This is a genomic window from Burkholderia sp. S171 (assembly GCF_009766085.1).
Lineage (GTDB): Bacteria > Pseudomonadota > Gammaproteobacteria > Burkholderiales > Burkholderiaceae > Caballeronia.
The window spans coordinates 54,409-76,795 of record NZ_LMUF01000043.1 but is presented as its reverse complement, the minus strand read 5'-3'; the positions used below and the strand labels follow the sequence as shown (position 1 = coordinate 76,795).

Sequence of the window (22,387 nt, the reverse complement as noted above, 5' to 3'; positions counted from 1 at the left end):
GGCACCCGATGAATGGCAGTGCGATCGGCACGACTCGCCTTTGCACTGACTGATCAAGGAGCAAACGAAATGTCTAGCCATCCTGTTGTACTTATCACGGGTGCTCTGACCGGTATTGGCCGCGCCGCCGCCTTCGCATTCGCCCGCGAAAACGCGCGTGTTGTCGTGTCCGGCCGTCGCGTTGAAGAGGGCCGGGAACTTGCCGCAGAGCTAAGCGCGCTCGGCGCTGAAGCTGAATTCATTCAGGCGGATGTCCGCTTCGAAGACAATGTCCGCAAACTTGTCGATGGCACCGTGGCCCGCTTTGGGCGGCTCGATGTGGCGGTCAACGCCGCGGGCGCCGAAGGCGAGTCCGCGCCCGTGATGGAGCAGACGCCCGAACGCTACGCGGCGGTCTTCGATACCAATGTGCTCGGCACATTATTGAGCATGAAATACGAACTGCGTGTGATGACCGCGCAAGGCAGCGGCAGCATCGTTAATATCTCTTCGACAATGGGCGCGCGCGGCGCGGCAGGCGCGTCCCTTTACGTCGCCAGCAAGCACGCAGTAGAAGGTCTTACGAAATCCGCAGCGCTGGAGGCTGCCGCATTCGGTGTACGGGTCAATGCCGTCGCTCCCGGTCCCGTGGAGACGGCCATGCTCAATCGGCTGCTGGCAGATCCGGAACGCAAGGCGGCCTTTCTTGCGGCCGTCCCCCTCAAACGCGCCGGAACGCCTGAAGAAATCGCCGACGCTATTGTGTTCGTTTCGTCCGACAAGTCGAGCTTCATGACCGGAGAAGTCCTCAGGGTCAATGGCGGACGAACCGCGTCGTAACTTCTTTTATTGCTCTGGAGATAACCGATGCTTTACGAAATTCGAACCTATACCTTCAAACCGTTGCGCGCCGCCGAATGGCTTGCGTTGTATAAAAGCGAGGCCCTGCCCCTTCAGAAGGAATTCCTCGGCGAACTGGTCGGTTTCTTCACAACCGAGATTGGCGACATCAGCCAGATTGTTCATATCTGGGCATACAAAAGCCTGGACGATCGGCTTGAGCGTCGCGACAGGATGGCGGCTGACAGCCGCTGGCAGGCATTCGGCAGCAAGGTTAAGGCACTGGATATTCTCGTCAGCATGGAGTCGCGGATCATGCGGCCAACTGACTTCTCGCCGCTCAAATAGCCTAGGCAATCTAATGAACATGCAGCCTTCAGATTCGTCATACGGACGGGCGCTGCTGCTTGTATAACGCGATGGTGAACACTATGTCTACTCCGCTTTTCGATGATCTCCCCACACCGCTCAAGAGCGTGCAAACCCGCCCTCTGTTTGTCATGCGGCTGGACGTCAAGCCGATTGTGATCGTTGGTGAAACGCCGGGGCCGTTTCGCCGCGTGGGAATTGTGCCGTCCGGAACGTTTGCCGGCGAGCGGTTATCCGGCAAGGTGCTGGACGGCGGCAGCGACTGGCAAACCGTTCGCAGCGACGCAAGCACGACGCTCGACGTGCGCCTGATCCTGCAAACCGACGACGGCGTGAACATTACGATGGCGTATCGCGGCGTGCGCCACGGAGCCGCCGACGTCATCCAGCGACTGGAAAAAGGTGAGGAAGTCGATCCGGCAAGCTACTACTTCCGGATCAACCCCCTGTTCGAAGCGCCGGCAGGAAAGTATGACTGGCTGAACCGGATCATCGCCGTGGGTACGGGACATCGGTTCGCGTATGGACCGGTCTACAGCGTGTTTGAGGTCTTGTAGCCAACGCGCTTGGAGAGCCGGCCGCCGCCAGTCGCCCTCCTTCCCACGATGCTATCCGGCGTGTGGCCACAGCGTGCGGCCGAAAAAGGTCAGCGTCCGGTCCCACGCCAGTTGCGACCAGACCGGATCGAACTGGGTTCTGGCAATACGGCCGGGGCCGACCGCTGTTTCGTTGGCGAACGCATGATGCGCAAGGTAGCGATGAAACTCGACGTCGACCTTGGCCTCGGTCAGCTTGCTCTCCAGCGCGTCGACCGTTTCAGCCGGGAAGAACGCGTCCTGTGAGGCCCAGTGACCGAGCACCGGCGCCTTGATCTTCGATGCATCGACGTATTCGAGCGGGGGGAAGCCGTACCACACCGTGCCGGCCGATATGTCAGGGACATGACACAGGGCCAGGAGCGTGAGCGCGCCTCCCATGCAATAACCGGTCACACCGACCCGCTCCGAGTGCGCCTTGAGGTACTTCACGGCGCCTGCGATGTCCTGGCCGGCGGCGTCGGCAAAGTCGAGCTCGCCTAGCAGGTGACTTGCCTCTTCCTCTTCAACGGTGGTTTTTCCGCGAAAAAGGTCAGGGACCAGCACGAGATAACCGGATTGCGCGAAGCGATCTGCCACGCCGCGAATCTGGTCGTTCAATCCCCACCACTCCTGAATCACGACAATGGCGGGCGCGCCCTCGAGCTTCTGCGGTTTCGCCAGATAACCCTGGACATCCTTCCCGTCAGGGCGCTGGTAGGTGATCATGGATCCGGGTGACTGTTTCATGACATGGTCCTCGATTGAGCGGAACCGGTAGCATAGCGCTAGCGGCACAGATACGCATGCTGGTGCCGTCAGTTGAGTGAAGCGTTTTCGATCTCGCTCACCGGGCTGGCAGCGCGATGGGCGATCTCTAAGGTTCGTGCCCTAATGTAAATGGCATAGAATAATCACGCGAGGATTGCACCGCAGAGAGTATGCAGGGTCTCAAATATATCGGATTCCTTATCTTTATGCAGTGCAGTCATTAGGCCGAAGATCAGCGCAAGCTCTGTGCTGACCGAGGGTCAAGAACTCTTCGCGGCTGATTGAGCAGACTGAGTGTCCTGCCTGCCTGCACGTCCCGGATCATCTAGTGCGCTGAAGGCTCCTCTAGCTCAGTCGCGCCTTGATGAAATCGATGAACAAGCGGGTCCTTGCCGGCAAGAGTCGCGTATCGGTAATCGCATGTACCTGAACCGGCGAAAGGCTCCATTCCGGCAGTACCCGCCGCAAGCGCCCCGACGCTACGTCCTCGCGCGCAAGCTCCGTATCGAGTACGGCGATACCCACGCCCGACATCGCCAGCGCGCGACTCAGGCCCACACTGTTCATCCTGAAGCGCGCCGCAATCATCACGTTGACCACCTCGTCCCCGCGATAAAACGTTCTCCTAGTCTCCTCCTGGCTAGTCGCTCCTTGTCCGATGCATAGCACGTGATTAGTCAGGTCATCGGGATGGGTCAGCGGCGCCGCAGCCTTGAGATAATCGGGCGATGCATAGAGGTAACGCGGCAGCAGCGCGATCTGCCGTGCGACAAGCGTTGATGGCGTCGTCGGCGGCGGTCCCATGCGAATGGCGAGATCGAACGGATCACTCTGCAAGTCCACGCGGCGCGGCGTCAGGTCGAACTCAAAACCGATCAGCGGATAAGCCTTGGCGAACTCGCTCAGGATTGGCGCAAGATAACCGGTCGCGAGATCAACCGGCATGGACACCCGCATCGTGCCGCTAGGACGTTCCACTACATCGAGCAGGGACTCGTGCGCGATGCGCGCTTCTTCGACAATGCTCTGGCATCGCTTGAAATACACCTCGCCCGCAGCGGTGAGTTCAACTTTGCGCGTGGAGCGATGAAGCAACTGGAGGCCTATAGTCTTTTCGAGTTCCGATATATGGCGCGACAGTGTTGAATTGGGCATCTCCAATGCTTCGGCCGCGCCCCTGAAACTTTTGGTCCGGGCGACCTCCACGAATAACCGCATATAGCTCAGCAGTTCCACGATGATTGCTCCACGGGTGGATCACTGTTTTCAATTATAGCTATTTATCCCTTAGATGGATCAATGCAACATGTCTCTACCCCTCCTCAACCAAGGAATCGACATGAACCCGCTCTTCAGCAATACCCGGATTGGCCGCTATACGCTTCGTAATCGCCTCGTCATGGCGCCGATGACCCGCTCACGCGCTGATGACACCACGGGCGTCCCTTCGCCCATGGCAGTGGACTATTACGGGCAGCGTGCCAACGCCGGTCTGATCATCACGGAAGGCACGTTTCCCGCGCCGATGGGCAAAGGCTATGTGCGCACGCCGGGCATCCACTCCGAGGCGCAGATCGAGGCCTGGAAGCCTGTCACCGATGCAGTGCACGCCAAGGGCGGCCTTATCTTCCTGCAACTCATGCACACGGGTCGCATCTCTCATCCGAGCCTCTTGCCGGACGGCGCAACGCCGGTTGCGCCTTCGGCCATCAAACCGGCCGGTACGGTATTCACCGCGACGGGACCGCAGGAGTTTGTAGAACCGCGCGCCCTTGAGACCGATGAGATAGCGGATATCGTCCTGGGGTATCGGCTTGCCACGCGCAACGCGTTGGCGGCCGGCTTCGACGGCGTCGAATTGCATGCGGCCTCGGGGTATCTGCCGGAGCAGTTTTTGTCATCAGGAACGAACCAGCGGACCGATCTTTACGGCGGCTCGCTTGCGAATCGCGCACGCTTCATTTTGGAGGTGCTGACCGCGATGTCTGAGGAAGCGGGCAGCGACCGCGTGGGTATCAAGATCGCGCCTGAAATGGGCTTCAACGACGTGACCGACGCAACACCGCAGGAGACCTATCGTTATCTTGTGGAGCAGCTCGCCGCGCTCAAGCTGGCGTATCTGCATGTGGCAAAGACCCAGAGCGAATTCGACTACCGCACGGTCCTGCGCCCGTTGTTCGATGGCCCTTATCTGGCAGGTGGTGGACTGACCCGCGAGAGCGCACAAACGCTCATCGAGCGGGACAACGCCGATGCAACCGTGTTCGGCAGCCTGTACCTCGCCAATCCGGATTTGCCGCAACGCTTCCTCGCTGAAGCACCGCTCAATACGCCTGACCGCGACACGTTCTATTCACCCGGAGCGAAGGGGTATATCGACTATCCCGCACTGACGGAAAGCTCAATGAATCGAGCCCTTCGTATCCACGCCTATGGCGGTCCTGACGCCTTGAAGATTGATAGCATCGCGATGCCGGGCGTCGCTTCGGGGCAAGTCGTTGTGCACGTCAAGGCCGCGGGAATCAACAGTCTCGACTGGAAGATCCGCGACGGCTGCTTGCAGAACGATTTCCCGTTGCCCCTCCCCGCGACGTTGGGCGTTGAACTCGCCGGCGAAGTGATTGAAGTCGGTCAAGACGTGGATGGGTTTGTTATAGGCGATCGGGTCTTGGGTTCCGTGACCGGACTTGGGGCCTATGCCGACTTTGTGGCGATCGCATCGAACACGCTGGTGAAGACACCCGCCAGCCTGACCGACGAGCGTGCTGCGGCTATCCCGGTTGGAGCGCTGACTGCGTGGCAGGCGTTATTCGAAGCGGGAGAACTGAAACGCGGCCAGACCGTGTTGATTCATGGCGCGGCCGGCGGCGTGGGAAGTTTCGCCGTCCAGTTCGCGTGTCGTGCCGGAGCGCGTGTCATAGCGACCGCTCAGGGCATTAACGCGGGTTATCTGCGTGGGTTGGGTGCGGATCAGGTCATCGATTATCGGACTTCCTCGTTCTGGGAGCAGATCAAGGACATCGATCTGGTGCTTGATCTGGTGGGTGGCGAGACACTGGCCAACTCGTGGCAAGTGATCGCCGATACGGGAAGAATCGTGAGCACGGCCGCGCCTGATATTGCAGCACATACGCCAGCGGGCAAGCGCGGCATCTGGTTTCAGATGCGACCCGATGCAGCACAACTTGCGGAGATTGTGAGCATGGTCGATCAAGGCGCGGTGAAGGTGGAAGTGTCGGAAGTCGCTGGATTGAGCGACGCTACCGCTGCGATCGAGCGTAACAGGACGGGACATGGACCTGGGAAAGCGGTGATCCTGTTCTAATGAAAAATGCCATCGCTGCGGGAAATCGCAGCGATGGCATTAGCGCGTGGCCTCTGAAGGACGGCAGATCCAACCGAACGATTCAGGGTATCGGATTCGCCACCCCCGCCCGATTCCCTCTTATTTCGCAGCCGCTGCCAACACCGGCGCATCAGCCGGTGCGGCCCAGTTACTTCGGCGCACATGATGGATGATCAGCGGCACGCCGCCAAACACCACAATGCCAAGCGTCACCAGCCCGATGTACATGGCAGGCGAACCTACCGGCAACTGGTCGGGCGGGAAAAACGACACCACGAAGCTAAACACCACGCCCGCAAGGCCCACGCCTGCAAAAATCCACATCCCCACGATCCCGCCGGGCACCGTGAACGGACGCTTGAGATCGGGCGCTGAATAGCGCAGTTTTATCGCCGCGGCGTACATCAGCATGTACGCGATCAAATACAGCGCGATCGTCATTGCCGAGATCAGGAAGAACGCGACCGATACGTCCTTGATGACGAAGTAGAAGCAAGACATCAGGGTGACAATTACCCCTTGAACAAGCAGGATATGCGTGGGCATTCCTTTTTTGTTCTTGGCCTGCAGCACGGGAGGCAGTTCGCCTTCGTGAGCTGTTTCAAGCAGTCCGCGCGAAGGGCTGCCAAGCCACGCTAACACACCGCTTATCGCACCCACGCCCACCAGCAGCGACAGCACTGACACCAGCCACTGCATGTGCCAGATATCCGTGATGACCGCCGCGAAGGTATCGAATACGCCGGACTGCAGCGAGATCTTTTCGTACGGAAGAATGCCGGCGATAGGCAGCGCGCCAAGCGCAAAAATCAGGATCGAAATAATGGCGCCCAGACCGATTGCTGCCGGGTAACCGCGGCTCGGGCTGCGCATGTCCATCACATGCACGGCCTGGACCTCGACGCCGGCAAACAGCAACACAATACCGGCGAGAAACGCAATGGTGCCGAAGCCGTGGATCGCGGGCCAATAACGCGCATGCCCCGCTTCCGAAAGCGCCGGATCCTTAATATGCTGCCAACCGAGTGCGTGCCCCGTATAGATCCAGTACGCCAGCAACGCGAGCAATACGAACCCAGGAACAATCGTGCCAATAATGAAGGTCCAATTGGCGATGCGCGCGAAAACCTCCACGCCTTGCAGCACCACCCAGGTAGCAAGCCAATAGGCAACGATGCAAAACACGCCAACATACACGCCATTGGTAGCAAGCTCCGGACGGCCGATCGTATAAGCGATAGCCGCCGCGCCGAACGTTAGGGCGACCGGGTACCACACCACGTTTTGAATCCACTGCAGCCAGATCGCGAGGAAGCCCCATCGATTGCCGAATGCCTCGCCCACCCACGTATAAATTCCGCCGCGCCGGTCGGCGAAAGCACCGCCCAGTTCGGCGGAGATCAGTGACGCTGGGATCAGGTAGAAGATCACGGTGAACGCGAGATAGACGAACATCGTCATCTCTTCCTTCGCAAGCAGCGGCAAGCCGCGCAAGCTGGTCACCACGGCGGCCGCTGTCATGAGGCCGATGGAAGTGGCACTCAGGTAGGTGCCCTTTTTTGCAGTCGCAGTCATATCAGACCCCTGTTCGTTAATCCGTCAACTAAGCTGTCAACTAAGCCGTCAATGTCAGTCATGGTGAAAGCCCGGTCCCGCCTTTGAATTAGGCATCGGGTTTTCCAACAGATGCGCGATGGCGGTCTTGATGTCGTTAAGCAGCAGTACCGCCATGTCGCGCGTGATGCCGCGACGAATCAGGATGCGCTGGACGATCGTTTCCTCACGGTCGGCGGGGAGCTTATAAGACGCGATTTGCCAGCCCCGCATGCGGACGCGATCCGACAAATCGAACAGCGAAAAGCCGGCGGTATCGGGGTGGCGCAGCTTGTAGCAAACTGCAGGCAGCGCACCGCGGCCGTCGTACACCATTTCTATGGCGCTGAGCTTGGCGAGACCATCAGCCAGGAATTGCGCTGTGTCGGCACATTCCTGCTGGATGCGCCTGTAGCCCTCGTGGCCTAGCCGGAGCAACAGGTAGTACTGCGCGATGATCTGCCCCGCCGGCCGCGAAAAATTGAGCGCGAACGTGGGCATGTTGCCGCCAAGATAGTCGACCATGAAGATCAGCTCGTCCGGCAAGTCCTTCACGCTGCGCCATACCACCCAACCTACGCCGAGCGGCGCCAGACCATATTTATGGCCCGAGCTGTTAATGGATTTCACTCGTTCTATGCTGAAGTCCCATTCCAGATCCGGTTGAATGAAAGGCGCGACAAACCCGCCGCTGGCTGCATCCACGTGGATGGGAATGTCCAGGCCAACATCGCGCTGCAACGCATCCAGAGCGCCTGCGAGCGCCTTCACGGGTTCATAAACGCACGTGAAGGTAATGCCGAGCGTGGCGACAACACCAATGGTATTTTCATCGCAATAGGCGGCCAGTTGCTCCGGTTGCAGACCGAGCGAATCGCCACTCAGTGGGACCTGGCGAAGCTCGACATCGAAATAACGGGCGAACTTGTCCCAGCACACTTGCACGGGTCCACACACAATATTGGGTTTGTCGACCGATTTTCCTTCAGCCAGACGGCGCTTCTTCCATTGCCATTTGAGCGCGAGTCCACCCAGCATGCATGCTTCGCTCGAACCGGTTGTCGAGCATCCCGTGGTCTCCCACGAACGCGGTGCATGCCACAGGTCGGCAAGCATATGGACGCAGCGTTTTTCAATCTCGGCGGTCTGCGGATATTCGTCTTTATCGATCATGTTCTTATCGATCGACAGATCCATCAAACGGCGGACTTCGTCGTCTGCATAGGTTGTGCAGAAGGTCGCTACGTTCTGCCGCGAATTGCCATCCATGAAAAGTTCGTCGCGCACCAGATCGAACACCGCGTGAGGCTCCGAGGGCAGTTTCGGAATGCGATATTTCGGCAATGACGCGCCAGAGATAGTGGTCGAATACTCGTCATTGTTCGCTTCGGCGCTGCTGAGCGCGGGCTTAAGAAATGTCATTGACCATTCCGATGAGAAGAGTGAGCGGAGATGCCAGGCGTGCGGTGCTTTAAGCAAAATGGCTTCGTCGCGAAGCCATGCGGTTGATTGCGACCACATGAGGAATGTATGCTTTGGGGCTGTTTCAATAGCCGGGCAGCGGTCGGGTAGCGGTTCAGCTAACAGCCACTTCGCGCGGCCTGATACTGTTATATGCCACTGATCCGAATGGTCATTGACCTGTGTCATTCACACTAGGTGCAGGCCTTTAATCCCTGAAGCCGGCTTTGGTATATGCGCCTTTCTAGCGCTATTATTCCCGGGGGATAAATTCGCTCTGACGCCGCTTGCGTTTAATTAGCGACGCCAGAGTTAATAGACGACTACATCGCAGGAATCATCATGGGCGCATCGGTATGGTCTTCCACGCCCTTGACGCCCGGCACCTTTTCCGCAGCGATGCACATGGCACGCGCCTGCTCGGATGACGTGACCACGCCCCATAGATGAACCGTGCCGTCATTCACAATAATGTTTTCCGAGGCCACGGCCCAACGGTGACCGCCAAGCTCGCGGATAACCAAGTCGCGCAGCGTTTGGTCGGGGTTCGGAGCGCTCATGCCTGTGTCCTTTGGAACGCTAGCCAACGCCTTCACGAGATTCGCCCGGCTAACAATTCCCAGCAGCTCTCCGTCGTACAACACGGGAACGCGCTTGATCCGGTGCCTCTCCAGAAGGTCGGCTATTTCACTAACCGGCGTGGTCTCCTTGACGGTAATCACCTTGGGCGTCATGACGTCCTTAACAAGGTGCGCGTTCTCCTTGATATAGGTTGCGGCAAGATTCTGTGTCGATGCGAAAAATTCAAGCCACCATGAACGTCGCCGGGACTGTGTGCCAATCTCCGCTCTATGGATGAGGTCGCCCTCGGTGAGCATGCCTAGCAAGCGGCCCTCGTCGTCCACTACCGGCGCGCCGCTGATGTGGTTGTCGGCAAACAGGCGCGCGGCCTCTCGCACAGTCGTGCCGGGTCCCACGGTAATGACCTTCCTGGTCATGACATCGACTGCTCGCATGGTATTCCCCTAATGTGATCGGGCGAGCGCCTGAACAGGGAACGATCTTCCCCTATCAGGACTTGCCTTAAGCAGGACTCGCCTACCTTCAGAATGCTAGTGAAGGATTGCGCCGCGGACTTGACTCAGGTCAACCGAGCCGCCATCAGAAACGCATGCCGACGCCAACGCCCACCACCAGCGGATCGATCTTGAGCGACCCAAGCGAGGCGCCGTCTGCCGACGCGCTGGTGCGCATCCAGATTTTCTTGATGTCGAAGTTGACGAATAGATTGCGGGCGACCTGCACGTCGACACCCGCTTGCAGTGCGGGGCCGAAGCTTGAGTTCTTGATCGATACCGGCGTATCTCCGGCGTGCAGCCCGTTGTTATAGAACAGCGTGTAGTTCACGCCCGCGCCAACGTAGGGGCGAACCTTGCCGGCCGCGTTGAAATAGTACTGAAGCAAGAGCGTGGGCGGCAAGACGTTCACGCCGCCAAGCGCCCCGGCGTTCGACGTTACCTGATGGCGCGACGTGGCAAGAATCAACTCGATACCAATACTCGGGCGCACCATATAAACAAAATCGAGCTCGGGAACAATGGTGTTGTTGACGCCCGTCCCGATGCTTCCCAGTGTGCCGCCCGCGGAGACGCTGGGCTGGATGCTGATTGCCCTGACGCGTGCAAGAATGTCGCCCTGATCGGCCTGTGCCGGCAGGCATACCGCCGATAAAGCCGCGCTTAACAACGCCGCTGCAAATAGTGAATGCTTTCCCACGGATGTTCCCCTGTTTTTCCGGTCGCGAATGCGTTTTGCCGTGGGGAGATTTTCCGAATGCAACCGGTACTGCGCCATGATGTGGATCAGCGAACCGACATAACAAGGGTGCGGCGTATTGCGCTTTCCGCGTGAACTGCACTGTCGCGTTGAATACCCGTATGCCGGCTGCCCAAACCGACGTACCCCACCCGTATACAATCGATCCCACGCAAACACGCTCTCCGCCAGCCGCACGCTTAGCACGCTGCGGCCCGGAGGATAAGAACGACACGAGCGACACGAGTAATTCGAGCCGGAGAACCACGTGCCAAGCGACCGACCCTCTTCACCTCTGCCCAGCGGCACGCCATCGAGCAACGAGCTCAGCAACGCATTTCCTCATGCCTTGAGCGATATCCACTTCAGGCTGCTTGTCGACGCGGTGCAGGACTACGCCATCTTCATGCTGGATCCTGACGGGCGTGTCGCGAGTTGGAACCAAGGGGCGCAAAACATCAAGGGCTACATGGCCGACGAAATCATCGGACAACATTTTTCGGTTTTCTACACACCCGACGATGTCGCGGCGGCCAAGCCGCACAAGGGATTGACGCTCGCGGCATTGGAAGGCCGCATTGAAGACGAAGGCTGGCGTGTGCGCCAAGACGGTTCGCGCTTTTGGGCAAACGTAACCATCACCGCGGTCCGCGCGCCTGACGGTGCGCTTCGCGGCTTTGCCAAAGTGACGCGGGACATGACGGATCGCCTGCGGCTAGTCGAGCTTCAGCATGCGAGTGCCCTGTCCTCGCACATGCAGAGCGCACGCGAGGAAGAAAGAACCCGGATAGCACGCGAGCTTCATGACGACCTCGGCCAGCAACTGGTCGCACTCAAGATGGATGTCGCCTTACTGGATCAGGCCGCGGCGGAAGACGGCAAGACCGCGCGGCATGGCATTGAGCAGACGATTGCGTTGCAAGCGCAAATTGATTCGATCATCGCCTCGGCCCGGCGCATTGCGGGCGGTCTGCGTCCGCCCATGCTCGACGACCTCGGGCTGGGTGCTGCACTAGATTGGCTTGCGGCAGAATTTCGTAATCGATACGGGCTCGCCGTCACCGTGCAAAACGCGGCGGATCAATTGGCGTTATTGCCGGCGGCTGCAACCGCCATTTTTCGCATGGTGCAGGAAGCGTTGACGAATGTTACGCGTCACGCTGACGCTACCCGCGTGCGCGTTCAGATGCACGTTGTACAAGATGAATTCCGGTTGCACATTGAGGACAACGGCAGAGGGACGACGCTTGATAAAAATCGGGGAAAGGATAGCTTCGGACTACTCGGAATGCAGGAACGCGTACGCCAGTTCAATGGACGAATAACCTTCGACAGCGCACCCGGCGGCGGATTTCGAATCGACATCCGTTTTCCCGTCGACGCTGTCCAGGCGGAACACGGCGGCAACTAAGCCGTTGCGCGCCACCGTACCCTACAGATGAATGGTTTCCGCGCGCTTCAGTCCGATCCACACCACGCCTTCGCGCAAGCCGTCCAGTACCGTCTCCCACTCGCGGGCAAAGATTTTCGAGTGCCGGAACTGATGCTTGAATTCACCCGCCGCGCCGCCATGGGCGACGTACACTTCACAGCAAAAACCGCCGTCGGCCGGCATGCTATTGGTGGAAACGCTCCAGCCGTCCCCCGTCACTTGACCCGTCAGTGCCATATCATCCCTCCCTTACTCGACGATTACTCGACGATTACTCGACGACCTGAAGGCCGCTCCATGATAGTACCGCCGAACATCAACCACGCCACTTGCAGCCCATGATCGACGGAACGGTTCCCGCTTCGTTACGCTTCAATAATCACCTTGAGCGCGTGCGTATCGGCGGCCTGCGAGAAGGTCTCGTACGCTTTCAACACATCGTCCAGCTTGAAGTGGTGGGTAATGAGCTTGCCCGCTTCAAGACGACCCGAACGTACGGTCTTCAGCAGCATGGGCGTGCTGACGGTATCGACCAGTCGCGTCGTAATCGTGATGTTGCGGTCCCACAGGGCTTCCATGTGCAGATCAACCTTCACGCCATGTACGCCCACGTTGGCGATGGTGCCCCCAGCCGCAATGATCGATTCGCATAGCTCGAAACTGGCCGGCACACCCACCGCTTCGATTGCGCAGTCCACGCCAATGCCACCGGTCAGCTTCATGATTTCAGCAACCGGGTCGCCACTTGCATTGTTCACGCACGCGGTCGCGCCAAAGGTTCGCGCTACTTCCAGCCGGTTCGCATCGCGGTCGATCATGATGATCTGCGCCGGTGCGTAGAACTGCGCCGTGAGCAACGCGGCCAGGCCAATAGGACCCGAACCGACGATAGCAACCGTGCTGCCCGGCTGTACTTTTCCGTTCAGCACGCCGCACTCGAAACCGGTCGGAAGGATGTCCGAGAGCATGACGAGCGCTTCCTCATCGGCACCTGCGGGAATCGGATACAAGCTCGTTTCCGCATGCGGGATACGCACATATTCGGCTTGCGTGCCGTCGATCTTGTTGCCGAGAATCCAGCCGCCTGTCGTGCAATGCGAGTACATGCCGCGGCGGCAATAATCACATTTTCCGCACGACGTGATGCAGGAAATAAGCACGTGGTCACCCGGTTTGAACGTTGAAACCGCGGCACCTACTTGCTCGATGACACCCACGCCCTCATGCCCCAGGATGCGGCCCGGTTCACAGGTTGGAACGTCGCCCTTCAGGATATGCAGGTCCGTACCGCAAATGGTCGTGCGCGTGACCTTGACGATCGCGTCTGTCGCCGAAAGGAGCTTCGGCATCGGTCGGTCGTCGAGGGATTTACTGCCGGGTCCGTGATACACGAGTGCCTTCATCGTTAATCTCCTTTTGCCTGCACATGCCTGGAAACGGGGTTTCCACAACAAAACTCTAGGCTCGTGAACGCCGGCGCAGTTGACCTGTATCAACGATCAGAACATGGCTGCGAGCGTTTCAGCCATGACCAATACGTCGGCCGTGTGCCGCTCAAGACACACCAGAACGCAGCTCCTTGATCTGCATCAACAGAAAGAACGCGCGAACTCATAGACTTTTTATAAGCGTCCAATATCTGCACCTGGTCCCGGACCGGTTCGGGAGCAACGCCACCCGCTCACTGCATCACTGGCGCCAACGACCCACTAACGGAGCATCTGCGATGAGCTACAAGAGCATCGTCGTTCAACTCGACATGAGCGCGCGCGCCCATCCACGCCTCGAATACGCCTTGCGTCTCGCGAGGCAATTCGACGCGCACCTGACCGGCGTGTTCTCGGCGTTCACGCCAAATCCGCGTTCTTTCTATGTCATGGCCGGAGCGGCGGACTACTATGAAGAGCACCGTAAAATCCATCAGGAACGCCGCGGCGCGCTCGAACGGATCTTCCACGCGGAATTGGTGCGTGCGGACGTGAGGGGGCAGTGGGTCGACTACCCGGATTTCTCGGGCGAAGCGATTCCTCGCTATGCGCGGTACGCGGATCTGGTCGTCGCGGGGCAGGACGATCCGGAAGATCCGGAATCGTTTATTTCCGATCATTTCCCTGAAACGCTCGTCATGACCGCGGGCCGCCCTGTGCTGTTCATTCCCTACACCGGGGTGTTTCCGACACTCGGCGCGAACATCATGGTTGCGTGGAACGGCAGCCGCGAGTCGGCCCGTGCTGTTCACGACGCGATGCCGCTGCTGCAGCGCGCAGAAAAGGTCACCGTCGTCAGGCTGAACGAGTCGAAAGGCGAGCCCGGCGGCAATCGCACCAGCCGCATTCCAGGCGCCGATATCGCGCTCCTGCTGGCACGGCATGACGTCAAGGCCGAAGTGGCGGCACTCGACGGTGTCAACGACGTACCCATGGGCGACATGCTGATGTCGCGCGCCTCGGACCTGGGTGCCGACCTCATCGTCATGGGCGCGTATGGTCACTCGCGCTGGCAGGAACTCGTGATGGGCGGTGCGACGCGCACCATGCTGGAGTCCATGCCCATCCCCGTATTGATGTCGCATTGACGTTGCTTTGATGTTGCATTAGAACCAAGGAGATTCTTCATGTACACCCGCATTCTCGTTCCTATCGACGGCAGCGATACGTCAACGCACGCCCTCGACGCCGCCCTCGAACTCGCTCACGAACACGACGCGGAACTCAAGCCGGTTTATGTGGTTGACGTGCCGCAATTGATGTATTCAGGACCGGCCTGTGACCCGTCGCTCGTACGCGAAGCCTTCGTTAAAGAAGGCGCGCTAGTGCTCGCCGATGCTGCCGCGAAGATGCTGCGCGCGGGTGTCAAAGGCTCGACGCTGGTTGTTGAAGTCGATCCTTTGGGTGACGATATCGCGCAAAGGATCACAGCCGCCGCGAAAGATTTCAGCGCCGATCTCGTGGTCATGGGCACGCACGGACGGCGCGGCTGGCGCAGGCTCGTGCTGGGCAGCGTAGCCGAGCGCTTCTTGCGGATTTCGACCCGGCCGGTGTTGCTGGTGCCGCTGCATTCCGCGGAAAAAAAGGAACCTCGCAATGTGAGCACGCCGGACGTTGCCGACGCTCCAATATAGGCGGCGGGACCGCCCTGACACCTTAAGCGCCGCCGGTCGGATCGATTGGAGATGCGCTAAAGCGCGAGTGCCGCATTGTGTTCATCGTCGCGTTGATCGTCACGAACGGTGAGGACCGGAACATGACTCGAACGCAGGACCGTTTCCGCGACACTGCCGATCAAATGCCGGCGCACGCCACGCGGCCCATACGCCCCCATCACGATGAGATCTGCTTTGAACGCCTGGGCCGCCTGCATGAGGGCACCCGGGATGCTTGCGCCGTGTGCATCGATTATCTGAGTAATGCAGCGTGCTCTGCCACGCTCGCACAAAACGCGCACATGATCGAGTTGCCGGTGCGCGCGCGCATTGCCAGCCTCGTCTCCGAGCACGCCCGCGAGATCGCAAAGGTCGTGCGAGACAACGCATGCCACCATCAACGTCGCATCGTAAGCCCGCGCCAGTTTGAGCGCCTCTTCAAGCGCGAGGCTCGCACTGAGGCTGCCGTCGAGCGCCACCAGAATTCGTTTATACATGACCCGCTCCCCGGATATTCTTCACGCTTCAGTGTCGGCGCGCAGGCCTGCCGGTCACTTGATCCACATCAATTCACGCGGCCGGGGGTGCGCCGCACAAATCACATTTGCATCCGCACGGTATGATCCGCACAACCTCAGCGGCACCCATTCCCCCCTTTCCCGGAGACCCCATGTCTGCGCCACGGCGTAATACGGCATCGCAGCCGGCATCGCAGCGCGGCGCAGGCCGACAGGCCCGCGTAACGGGCATGGCCGGCGCCCTCCTGCTCACCGCGGGCGCTGCCTTCATGGCACTCAGGCGCAAGGACACGAGGCCAACTAAAGCCACGGTCCCGGTTTCAACACGGCTTGACGAAGCGCGACTGCGCGGCATCATCCGGTCGTCGATGGAAGCAATCATTACCATCGATGAAAGCCAGCGAATCATCATGTTCAATCCGATGGCGGAACGTCTGTTCGACTGCCCGGCGGCCGACGCGCTCGGCACCGCCCTTTCCCGCTTCGTTCCCGAGCGCTTTCGCGCAGGCCACGAAGCGCATGTGCGCCAGTTCGGCGTGACCGGCGTGTCCGACCGGCAAATGGGCGGGCGGCGCATACTGTACGGCCTGCGCGCGACCGGGGGCGAGTTCCCGTTCGAAGCATCGATTTCTCAATTCGGCGATGAAAACGGCAAGCTTTACACGGTGATGCTGCGCGACATCAGCGCGCAAGTCGACGCTGAACGTTCGCTGCAGCGCTCGCACGAGGAACTGCGGGAGCTCTCCGCGAATTTGCTAAGTATCCGCGAGGAAGAAAAGTCCCGTATTGCAAGGGAGTTGCATGACGACCTGGGCCAGCAATTGACCGCGTTGAAAATGGATATATCCTCGCTCGAACTGAGCGCCGGAACGGGCGCCGAGGCGCGCGCGCAATTGCGCGGCATGCAGCGCCTGATCGATGCAACCGTCGCTTCCATGCGCCGGATCGCCGCCGACTTGCGCCCCGTGATGCTTGATGACCTGGGCCTGGTCCCGGCCATCGACTGGCTGGCGATCGACTTTACAAACCGCTACGGTATTGACGTCGAGCGGCGGATCGACGCGAGTCACACCATTTTTAATCGCAACGGCGCGACCGCCTTGTTCCGGATCGTGCAGGAAGCACTGGCCAACGTGGCGCGCCATGCGCAAGCTACCCGTGTCGATCTGGCGTTGTATCTGGAAGGTGACCGCTGCATCCTGCGCATTGCCGACGACGGCGTAGGCGCACATGAGCGTGCCGACACCGGGCGCAAGTCGTTTGGTCTTATCGGCATTCGCGAGCGGGCGCACGGGCTGAACGGGTCGGTCCTGATCGAGTCTGGCGTGGGACAAGGGTTCGCTGTGACCGTGACATTCCCGCTGGCGACCTTGCAACAGGACGACCCTTTCTCCGACAATCCGGAAAACACCGAGGAAGAACCGCTGCAATGACCCGAGTATTGATCGCCGATGACCACGCCCTCGTGCGCGACGGGCTACGCCATATCCTGCTCAGCGCGACGGGCCTGGAAGTCGCGGGTGAAGCGAGCGACGGCGCCAGCACCATGGCGATGATCCGCGCCACCCCGGCAGACGTGCTGGTCCTCGACCTGTCGATGCCCGGCAGGAACGGCGTCGAACTGCTCAAGCAGATAAAGGACGAGAAACCGGCGCTGCGGATCCTGGTCCTGACCATGCATGCTGAACAGCAATACGCGGTGCGTGCGTTCAAGGCAGGGGCATCGGGTTATCTGACCAAGGAAAGTGCGAGCGCTGAACTGGTCACGGCCGTGAGCAAAGTCGCGGCAGGCGGCGTGTACGTCAGCCTCGCGATGGCCGAGCGGCTTGCGCAAAGCCTGAACGAACCGGCCGATGACCTGCCGCACCGGCGGCTTTCCGATCGCGAATTCGAAGTATTCCGGCGGATTGCAGCGGGCGAAACGATCACGCAGATCGCCCAGGCGCTGTCGGTGAGCGCCAAGACGGTCAGCACGTACAAGACCCGCATTCTCGAAAAAATGCAGATGCCGCACGACACCGCGCTGGTCCGCTACGCCATGCGCCACAAGCTCTTCGACGACGACTGCGACGGCTGATAGCCCGCCTGACAGCCCGAACACGCAAGCACCCAGCGTGTAGTCCAACCCCTACAGCCCTTCCCAAACCCCTACATCATGTCTGGGCCCTCGCCGATTTTATTTTGAGATAGCCGCGACCATACTTCGAGGCATGAACTCAAACGGTTGCGCGCCATGCTGAAGATCTTCCTCGTCGATGACTCGAGCCTTGTGCGCCGCCGCCTCTCTGCGCTGATCGGCGCGCTGGCCGGCGTGGTGATCGTGGGCGAGTCGGAGGAAGCGGACACGGCGCTGGGGTGCATCCGCATGACCCACGCCGATCTCGTGATTGTTGACCCGCATCTGGCAGCCGGCAATGGCATGGAGATTGTCGAAACACTGGCGCGCGCCACGGTGCCTGTCCTGACCATGGTGTTGACCAATCATTCGGGACCGGCGTTTCGTGCTGCATGCCAGCGTGCCGGCGCGCACTATTTCTTTGACAAGACCGGCGAGTACGAACTGGCCCGCGACACTATCGTGCGACTAGCCAATGAGCACCGCCCCGAGCCAACGCCTTGCGAGCCGGCATGACCTCCTCTCACTCGATCTGCGCCCGATCCGTACAGCTCGTCAGTTCATCCGTTCAGTGATCGTCCGACTCTTCTGGAGACAGGCATGACCTCAGCTACCGCTTACGCACCCGCCGCTTCAACGACTGCAAATCCTCTCGCTCATATGGCGCGTTCCGCCACCACGAGGCCGCCACCACCGGGCGCCCTCGCGGGCACTAATTGCTCCGACTGTTCGTTGCACTCCATCTGCATGCCTGCCCACCTGAGCGCGGCAGAGTTGGCGCGGCTCGATGCCATTGTCTGCTCTACGCGGCTGGTTCGACGCGGCGAGACGCTCTACCGCGCCGGCGATAAATTCAAAAGCATCTACGCCGTGCGCGTGGGGTGCTTCAAGACAGTCATCACACATCGCGACGGCCACGAGCAGGTCACTGGCTTTCATATCGCGGGCGAACCGCTTGGACTTGACGGCGTGTGCTCCGATGAACAGAATTGCGATGCGATCGCGCTCGAGGACAGCAAGGTGTGTGTCATCCCGTTCGACTTGCTCGAGGACCTTTGCCACGACGTGAAGGCCATGCAGCAGCATGTGCATCGCATGATGAGCGGCGAGATCGTGCGTGAATCCGGGCTCATGATGATGCTCGGCACCATGACCGCCCAGCAGCGTGTTGCTGCGTTCCTGCTCAACTTGTCGTCGAGGATGAAAACGCGCGGCTACTCTTCCGCGGAATTCAATCTGCGCATGACACGTGAAGAGATTGGCAGCTATCTCGGGCTGAAACTCGAGACCGTCAGCCGCATGTTCTCGAAGCTGCAGCAAGCAGGGGTGATCGATACAAACGGCAAGCAGGTACACATTCTCGACAACGAGAAGCTCGCCGGAGTGTGATCGAAGCGAACGGACATGCCCATAGAGTATCTGCGAGGTTTCGCGCGGCCGCAGCGCACCGATCAGAACAACCGGCGCCTTGGGCGCTGGCTTGCGTTTATCGCAGGCGCGGCCAACGCGGGCGGCTTTCTGGCCGTCGGGCAGTACACCTCGCATATGTCGGGGATCGTATCGGCACTCGCCGATAACTTCGCAGTGGGTGACTTTGGTCTCATCGTCGCAGGATTGAGTTCACTCGCGGCATTCACGACCGGCGCGGCCACCTCCGCGATCATGATCAACTGGGGCCGGCGCCGGCGGGCACAAAGCGAATACGCGCTGCCGTTGATGCTGGAAGCCGTGCTGCTGCTCTGCTTTGGCCTGCTCGGATCGAACCTGGAAAACAACCGGTTCCTGTTCGTGCCCGCGACCGTGGGCTTGCTGTGCTATGTGATGGGCCTGCAGAACGCGATCATCACGAAGATCTCCAAAGCCGAAATCCGCACCACGCATATGACCGGCATCGTCACGGATATCGGCATTGAACTCGGCAAGCTTTTCTATTGGAATGTGTCTGAGTCCGGGCCCGACGTTACCGCTGTCAGGGCGGACCGATCCAGGCTCCGGCTCCTGGCGTCGCTGCTCGGCATGTTTTTTATTGGCGGCCTCGCGGGTGCGCTGGGTTTCAAGTACGTGGGTTTCATATCGACCTTGCCTCTTTCGGCAATGCTGGTTGTGCTGGCAGTCGTGCCGCTGATGGACGATCTGGTCGGGCAGCGTAGGTGAAACCACGGCGCTGAACTACGCGCTTGACTTGTATCAATGAGATATCCACCGGACATCTCATAGTCGGATAAACGCTGCGTGTTTGACCAGTGCACCCGGCGCATTTCTTGTTGCGTCATCGGGCCATCAAGAGCCCACCATCAAAACCCCTTCCCCAAACGACGACCCCTGTTGGCTCGCCGATCTCACGATCAATGATCAAAGCGAGGAGACCATGTCACTCATCGAATCGACCCCTCTCGTCCCTGCCCAGGGTATTTCTCCGGCAGGCCACACCGCGATTGACAGCATGGACGCTTATCGCGCGCTCGTGGCCGAGGCCGCGCAGGATCACGAAGCGTTCTGGGCACGTCTTGCGCGCGAGCATCTGTCCTGGCGCCGTCCGTTCACGCAGATTCTCAACGACGGTGACGCACCGTTCTACAAGTGGTTCGAAGACGGCGAACTGAATGCTTCGTACAACTGCCTAGACCGCAATCTGGCCAGCGGCAACGCGAACAAGACCGCGATCATCTTCGAGTCCGACGACGGCCGAGTCTCGACCGTCACGTATCAGGCGTTGTACCACCGGGTATGCCGGCTCGCGAATGCACTGCGAGCACGCGGCGTGAAGAAAGGCGACCGCGTCGTCATCTATCTGCCGATGTCAGTCGAAGGTATTGTCGCGATGCAGGCCTGCGCGCGCATCGGCGCACCGCATTGCGTTGTATTCGGTGGTTTTTCCGCGAAATCGCTGCATGAGCGCATCACGAACGTGGGCGCGGTAGCCATCATTACCGCGGACGAGCAGGTTCGCGCGGGCAAGACGCTGCCGCTGAAAAGCATTGTGGACGAGGCGCTTGCAATGGGCGGCACCGACGCCGTGAAGACCGTCGTAATCTACCGGCGCACGGGTGGCCGGATTCCATGGATCGGCGGCCGCGATGCATGGTTGCACGAACTGGAGCATGCGCAGGCGGACACGTGCGAGCCCGAATGGGTGAGCGCCGAGCATCCGCTGTTCGTGTTGTATACGTCGGGCTCAACCGGTGCGCCGAAGGGCGTGCAGCACAGCACGGGGGGCTATCTGCTGTGGGCCGCGGTCACCATGAAGTGGACCTTCGATATCAAGCCTGACGATGTCTTCTGGTGTACCGCCGACATCGGCTGGATCACGGGGCATACATACATTTGCTACGGACCGACCGCCGTCGGCGCGACCCAGGTCATTTTCGAAGGCGTGCCCACGTACCCGAACGCGGGGCGCTTCTGGGACATGATCGCGCGCCATAAGGTGACGATTTTCTACACCGCCCCGACTGCCATCCGGTCTCTCATCAAGAGCGCTGAAGCGGATCGCGCGGTGCATCCGGGAAGCTTCGACCTGAGCACGTTGCGCATCCTCGGCACGGTCGGTGAACCCATCAACCCGAGCGCGTGGAATTGGTATTCGGAGCAGGTTGGCGGCGGGCGGTGTCCGGTGCTCGACACGTTCTGGCAAACCGAAACAGGCGGCCACATGATCACACCGTTGCCGGGCGTTACCCCGCTTGTTGCCGGCTCCTGCACGCTGCCATTGCCCGGCATAGATGCCGCGATCGTCGATGAAACCGGCAACGAAGTCCCGAACGGGCAAGGCGGCGTGCTGGTCATCAGAAAGCCATGGCCGTCGATGATCCGCACCGTCTGGGACAACCCGGAGCGCTTCCGCAAAGGCTATTACCCTGACGAACTGGGGGGCACCCTGTATCTCGCCGGCGATGGCGCGATTCGCGACGCCGACACGGGTTATTTCACGATCACCGGCCGCGTCGACGATGTGCTTAATGTATCGGGTCACCGCATGGGCACGATGGAAATCGAGTCGGCGCTGGCAGCCTGTCCGCTGGTCGCCGAAGCGGCGGTCGTGGGTCGCCCCGACGAAACCTTCGGGGAAGCCATCGTTGCATTCGTCGTGCTGAAAGGCCCGCGTCCTACCGGCGCTGACGTGAAGCGCATAGCCGACGAATTGCGCGCATGGGTCGGCAAAGAGATCGGCCCGATTGCAAAACCAAAGGAAATCCGTTTCGGCGACGCGATGCCGAAAACGCGTTCCGGCAAGGTCGTGCGCCGCATGTTGCGCTCGGTCGCGAAGGGCGAAGCAATCGCGCAAGATACATCGACCGTTGAAAATCCGCAGGTGATCGCGCAGTTCGCCGAGCCTGCGTAAGTCGCCTCGACCGGCATGGGTTGCAGCAGTCTCTCCATGCCGGCGCGCGGCCCTCCGGGCGCTCAAAACACTCATGCGCGTGCCCTTG

21 protein-coding genes and 1 pseudogene are annotated in these 22,387 nt (G+C 60.0%); 13 read left to right on the top strand and 9 right to left on the bottom strand.

Going from position 1 to position 22,387, the window contains the following annotated elements; all coding sequences use genetic code 11:
• The first annotated feature begins 69 nt into the window (after window positions 1-69).
• The 3 genes from GSQ93_RS23580 to GSQ93_RS23570 all read left to right on the top strand — a co-directional run bounded on the left by GSQ93_RS23580 (window position 70) and on the right by GSQ93_RS23570 (window position 1,745).
• On the top strand, window positions 70-819 hold the full coding sequence (locus GSQ93_RS23580) for an SDR family NAD(P)-dependent oxidoreductase (RefSeq protein WP_158938059.1): 750 nt from the start codon (window positions 70-72) through the stop codon (window positions 817-819).
• Between the two features lie 27 nt (window positions 820-846).
• Window positions 847-1,167, top strand: a complete 321-nt coding sequence (locus tag GSQ93_RS23575; RefSeq protein ID WP_158938058.1) for an NIPSNAP family protein — start codon at window positions 847-849, stop codon at window positions 1,165-1,167.
• An 83-nt stretch (window positions 1,168-1,250) separates the two neighbouring features.
• Window positions 1,251-1,745, top strand: a complete 495-nt coding sequence (locus tag GSQ93_RS23570; protein ID WP_158938057.1) for a DUF3237 domain-containing protein — start codon at window positions 1,251-1,253, stop codon at window positions 1,743-1,745.
• 51 nt (window positions 1,746-1,796) lie between these two features.
• On the opposite strand, the gene GSQ93_RS23565 is transcribed toward GSQ93_RS23570, so the two are convergent.
• Together GSQ93_RS23565 and GSQ93_RS23560 are read right to left on the bottom strand one after the other, a co-directional pair.
• Window positions 1,797-2,513 (bottom strand): dienelactone hydrolase family protein, encoded by a 717-nt coding sequence (locus GSQ93_RS23565; RefSeq protein WP_158938056.1) that lies wholly within the window; start codon window positions 2,511-2,513, stop codon window positions 1,797-1,799.
• Window positions 2,514-2,879: 366 nt separating this feature from the next.
• Window positions 2,880-3,770, bottom strand: a complete 891-nt coding sequence (locus GSQ93_RS23560) for a LysR family transcriptional regulator (protein WP_158938055.1) — start codon at window positions 3,768-3,770, stop codon at window positions 2,880-2,882.
• A 103-nt stretch (window positions 3,771-3,873) separates the two neighbouring features.
• Between GSQ93_RS23560 and GSQ93_RS38760 the strand changes: the two genes are divergently transcribed.
• Window positions 3,874-5,859, top strand: coding sequence for a zinc-binding dehydrogenase (locus GSQ93_RS38760; RefSeq protein ID WP_158938054.1), 1,986 nt, complete (start codon window positions 3,874-3,876; stop codon window positions 5,857-5,859).
• 120 nt (window positions 5,860-5,979) lie between these two features.
• On the opposite strand, the gene GSQ93_RS23550 is transcribed toward GSQ93_RS38760, so the two are convergent.
• The 4 genes from GSQ93_RS23550 to GSQ93_RS23535 form a co-directional block, all read right to left on the bottom strand.
• Complete coding sequence (locus tag GSQ93_RS23550) at window positions 5,980-7,455, bottom strand: amino acid permease (RefSeq protein ID WP_158938053.1); 1,476 nt, start codon at window positions 7,453-7,455, stop codon at window positions 5,980-5,982.
• A gap of 54 nt (window positions 7,456-7,509) precedes the next feature.
• Window positions 7,510-8,895, bottom strand: a complete 1,386-nt coding sequence (locus tag GSQ93_RS23545; RefSeq protein WP_158938052.1) for a glutamate decarboxylase — start codon at window positions 8,893-8,895, stop codon at window positions 7,510-7,512.
• A gap of 362 nt (window positions 8,896-9,257) precedes the next feature.
• Window positions 9,258-9,950: a CBS domain-containing protein gene (locus tag GSQ93_RS23540; protein WP_158938051.1), complete on the bottom strand. Its 693-nt coding sequence runs from the start codon at window positions 9,948-9,950 to the stop codon at window positions 9,258-9,260.
• Between the two features lie 145 nt (window positions 9,951-10,095).
• Window positions 10,096-10,680 carry an OmpW family protein gene (locus GSQ93_RS23535; protein WP_254074037.1) on the bottom strand — a complete coding sequence of 195 codons (585 nt, stop codon included), beginning with the start codon at window positions 10,678-10,680 and terminating at the stop codon, window positions 10,096-10,098.
• Window positions 10,681-11,017: 337 nt separating this feature from the next.
• Between GSQ93_RS23535 and GSQ93_RS23530 the strand changes: the two genes are divergently transcribed.
• Complete coding sequence (locus tag GSQ93_RS23530; RefSeq protein ID WP_254074009.1) at window positions 11,018-12,160, top strand: PAS domain-containing sensor histidine kinase; 1,143 nt, start codon at window positions 11,018-11,020, stop codon at window positions 12,158-12,160.
• A gap of 21 nt (window positions 12,161-12,181) precedes the next feature.
• Here GSQ93_RS23530 and GSQ93_RS23525 read toward each other — a convergent pair whose 3' ends face one another.
• Both GSQ93_RS23525 and GSQ93_RS23520 read right to left on the bottom strand, forming a co-directional pair.
• Window positions 12,182-12,418, bottom strand: coding sequence for a UDP-glucose 4-epimerase (locus GSQ93_RS23525; RefSeq protein ID WP_158938049.1), 237 nt, complete (start codon window positions 12,416-12,418; stop codon window positions 12,182-12,184).
• 128 nt (window positions 12,419-12,546) lie between these two features.
• Window positions 12,547-13,584: a zinc-dependent alcohol dehydrogenase family protein gene (locus GSQ93_RS23520; RefSeq protein WP_158938048.1), complete on the bottom strand. Its 1,038-nt coding sequence runs from the start codon at window positions 13,582-13,584 to the stop codon at window positions 12,547-12,549.
• Between the two features lie 323 nt (window positions 13,585-13,907).
• Here GSQ93_RS23520 and GSQ93_RS23515 point away from each other — a divergent pair, with 323 nt between their 5' ends.
• Window positions 13,908-14,756: a universal stress protein gene (locus tag GSQ93_RS23515; RefSeq protein ID WP_158938047.1), complete on the top strand. Its 849-nt coding sequence runs from the start codon at window positions 13,908-13,910 to the stop codon at window positions 14,754-14,756.
• A gap of 39 nt (window positions 14,757-14,795) precedes the next feature.
• The gene (locus GSQ93_RS23510) at window positions 14,796-15,302 is read left to right on the top strand and encodes a universal stress protein (protein ID WP_158938046.1); all 507 of its coding nucleotides are present in this window, start codon (window positions 14,796-14,798) and stop codon (window positions 15,300-15,302) included.
• 56 nt (window positions 15,303-15,358) lie between these two features.
• On the opposite strand, the gene GSQ93_RS23505 is transcribed toward GSQ93_RS23510, so the two are convergent.
• Window positions 15,359-15,820, bottom strand: coding sequence for a universal stress protein (locus tag GSQ93_RS23505; RefSeq protein WP_158938045.1), 462 nt, complete (start codon window positions 15,818-15,820; stop codon window positions 15,359-15,361).
• A gap of 251 nt (window positions 15,821-16,071) precedes the next feature.
• Between GSQ93_RS23505 and GSQ93_RS23500 the strand changes: the two are divergent.
• The 6 genes and pseudogenes from GSQ93_RS23500 to acs all read left to right on the top strand — a co-directional run.
• Window positions 16,072-17,274, top strand: a pseudogene (locus GSQ93_RS23500) (histidine kinase); the annotation flags it as partial.
• Window positions 17,271-17,918 (top strand): response regulator transcription factor, encoded by a 648-nt coding sequence (locus tag GSQ93_RS23495; RefSeq protein WP_158938043.1) that lies wholly within the window; start codon window positions 17,271-17,273, stop codon window positions 17,916-17,918. The pseudogene GSQ93_RS23500 and the gene GSQ93_RS23495, both read left to right, overlap by 4 nt.
• Before the next feature lie 156 nt (window positions 17,919-18,074).
• A complete protein-coding gene (locus GSQ93_RS23490) occupies window positions 18,075-18,473 on the top strand; it encodes a response regulator (RefSeq protein ID WP_158938042.1) in 399 nt (132 codons plus the stop codon).
• A 144-nt stretch (window positions 18,474-18,617) separates the two neighbouring features.
• Window positions 18,618-19,346, top strand: a complete 729-nt coding sequence (gene fnr, locus GSQ93_RS23485; RefSeq protein WP_254074036.1) for a fumarate/nitrate reduction transcriptional regulator Fnr — start codon at window positions 18,618-18,620, stop codon at window positions 19,344-19,346.
• A gap of 15 nt (window positions 19,347-19,361) precedes the next feature.
• Window positions 19,362-20,111 (top strand): YoaK family protein, encoded by a 750-nt coding sequence (locus tag GSQ93_RS23480; protein WP_158938040.1) that lies wholly within the window; start codon window positions 19,362-19,364, stop codon window positions 20,109-20,111.
• Window positions 20,112-20,400: 289 nt separating this feature from the next.
• Window positions 20,401-22,299 (top strand): acetate--CoA ligase, encoded by a 1,899-nt coding sequence (gene acs / locus GSQ93_RS23475; protein WP_254074035.1) that lies wholly within the window; start codon window positions 20,401-20,403, stop codon window positions 22,297-22,299.
• Window positions 22,300-22,387 lie beyond the last annotated feature (88 nt).

Coding starts and splice junctions, on each gene's coding strand:
- GSQ93_RS23480 (WP_158938040.1), top strand. CDS start 19,362: ATGCCCATAGAGTATCTGCGAGGTTTCGCGCGGCCGCAGCGCACCGAT.
- GSQ93_RS23510 (WP_158938046.1), top strand. CDS start 14,796: ATGTACACCCGCATTCTCGTTCCTATCGACGGCAGCGATACGTCAACG.
- GSQ93_RS23575 (WP_158938058.1), top strand. CDS start 847: ATGCTTTACGAAATTCGAACCTATACCTTCAAACCGTTGCGCGCCGCC.
- GSQ93_RS23570 (WP_158938057.1), top strand. CDS start 1,251: ATGTCTACTCCGCTTTTCGATGATCTCCCCACACCGCTCAAGAGCGTG.
- GSQ93_RS38760 (WP_158938054.1), top strand. CDS start 3,874: ATGAACCCGCTCTTCAGCAATACCCGGATTGGCCGCTATACGCTTCGT.
- GSQ93_RS23580 (WP_158938059.1), top strand. CDS start 70: ATGTCTAGCCATCCTGTTGTACTTATCACGGGTGCTCTGACCGGTATT.
- GSQ93_RS23505 (WP_158938045.1), bottom strand. CDS start 15,820: ATGTATAAACGAATTCTGGTGGCGCTCGACGGCAGCCTCAGTGCGAGC.
- GSQ93_RS23515 (WP_158938047.1), top strand. CDS start 13,908: ATGAGCTACAAGAGCATCGTCGTTCAACTCGACATGAGCGCGCGCGCC.
- acs (WP_254074035.1), top strand. CDS start 20,401: ATGGACGCTTATCGCGCGCTCGTGGCCGAGGCCGCGCAGGATCACGAA.
- GSQ93_RS23490 (WP_158938042.1), top strand. CDS start 18,075: ATGCTGAAGATCTTCCTCGTCGATGACTCGAGCCTTGTGCGCCGCCGC.
- GSQ93_RS23520 (WP_158938048.1), bottom strand. CDS start 13,584: ATGAAGGCACTCGTGTATCACGGACCCGGCAGTAAATCCCTCGACGAC.
- GSQ93_RS23545 (WP_158938052.1), bottom strand. CDS start 8,895: ATGACATTTCTTAAGCCCGCGCTCAGCAGCGCCGAAGCGAACAATGAC.
- GSQ93_RS23495 (WP_158938043.1), top strand. CDS start 17,271: ATGACCCGAGTATTGATCGCCGATGACCACGCCCTCGTGCGCGACGGG.
- fnr (WP_254074036.1), top strand. CDS start 18,618: ATGGCGCGTTCCGCCACCACGAGGCCGCCACCACCGGGCGCCCTCGCG.
- GSQ93_RS23565 (WP_158938056.1), bottom strand. CDS start 2,513: ATGAAACAGTCACCCGGATCCATGATCACCTACCAGCGCCCTGACGGG.
- GSQ93_RS23525 (WP_158938049.1), bottom strand. CDS start 12,418: ATGGCACTGACGGGTCAAGTGACGGGGGACGGCTGGAGCGTTTCCACC.
- GSQ93_RS23550 (WP_158938053.1), bottom strand. CDS start 7,455: ATGACTGCGACTGCAAAAAAGGGCACCTACCTGAGTGCCACTTCCATC.
- GSQ93_RS23540 (WP_158938051.1), bottom strand. CDS start 9,950: ATGCGAGCAGTCGATGTCATGACCAGGAAGGTCATTACCGTGGGACCC.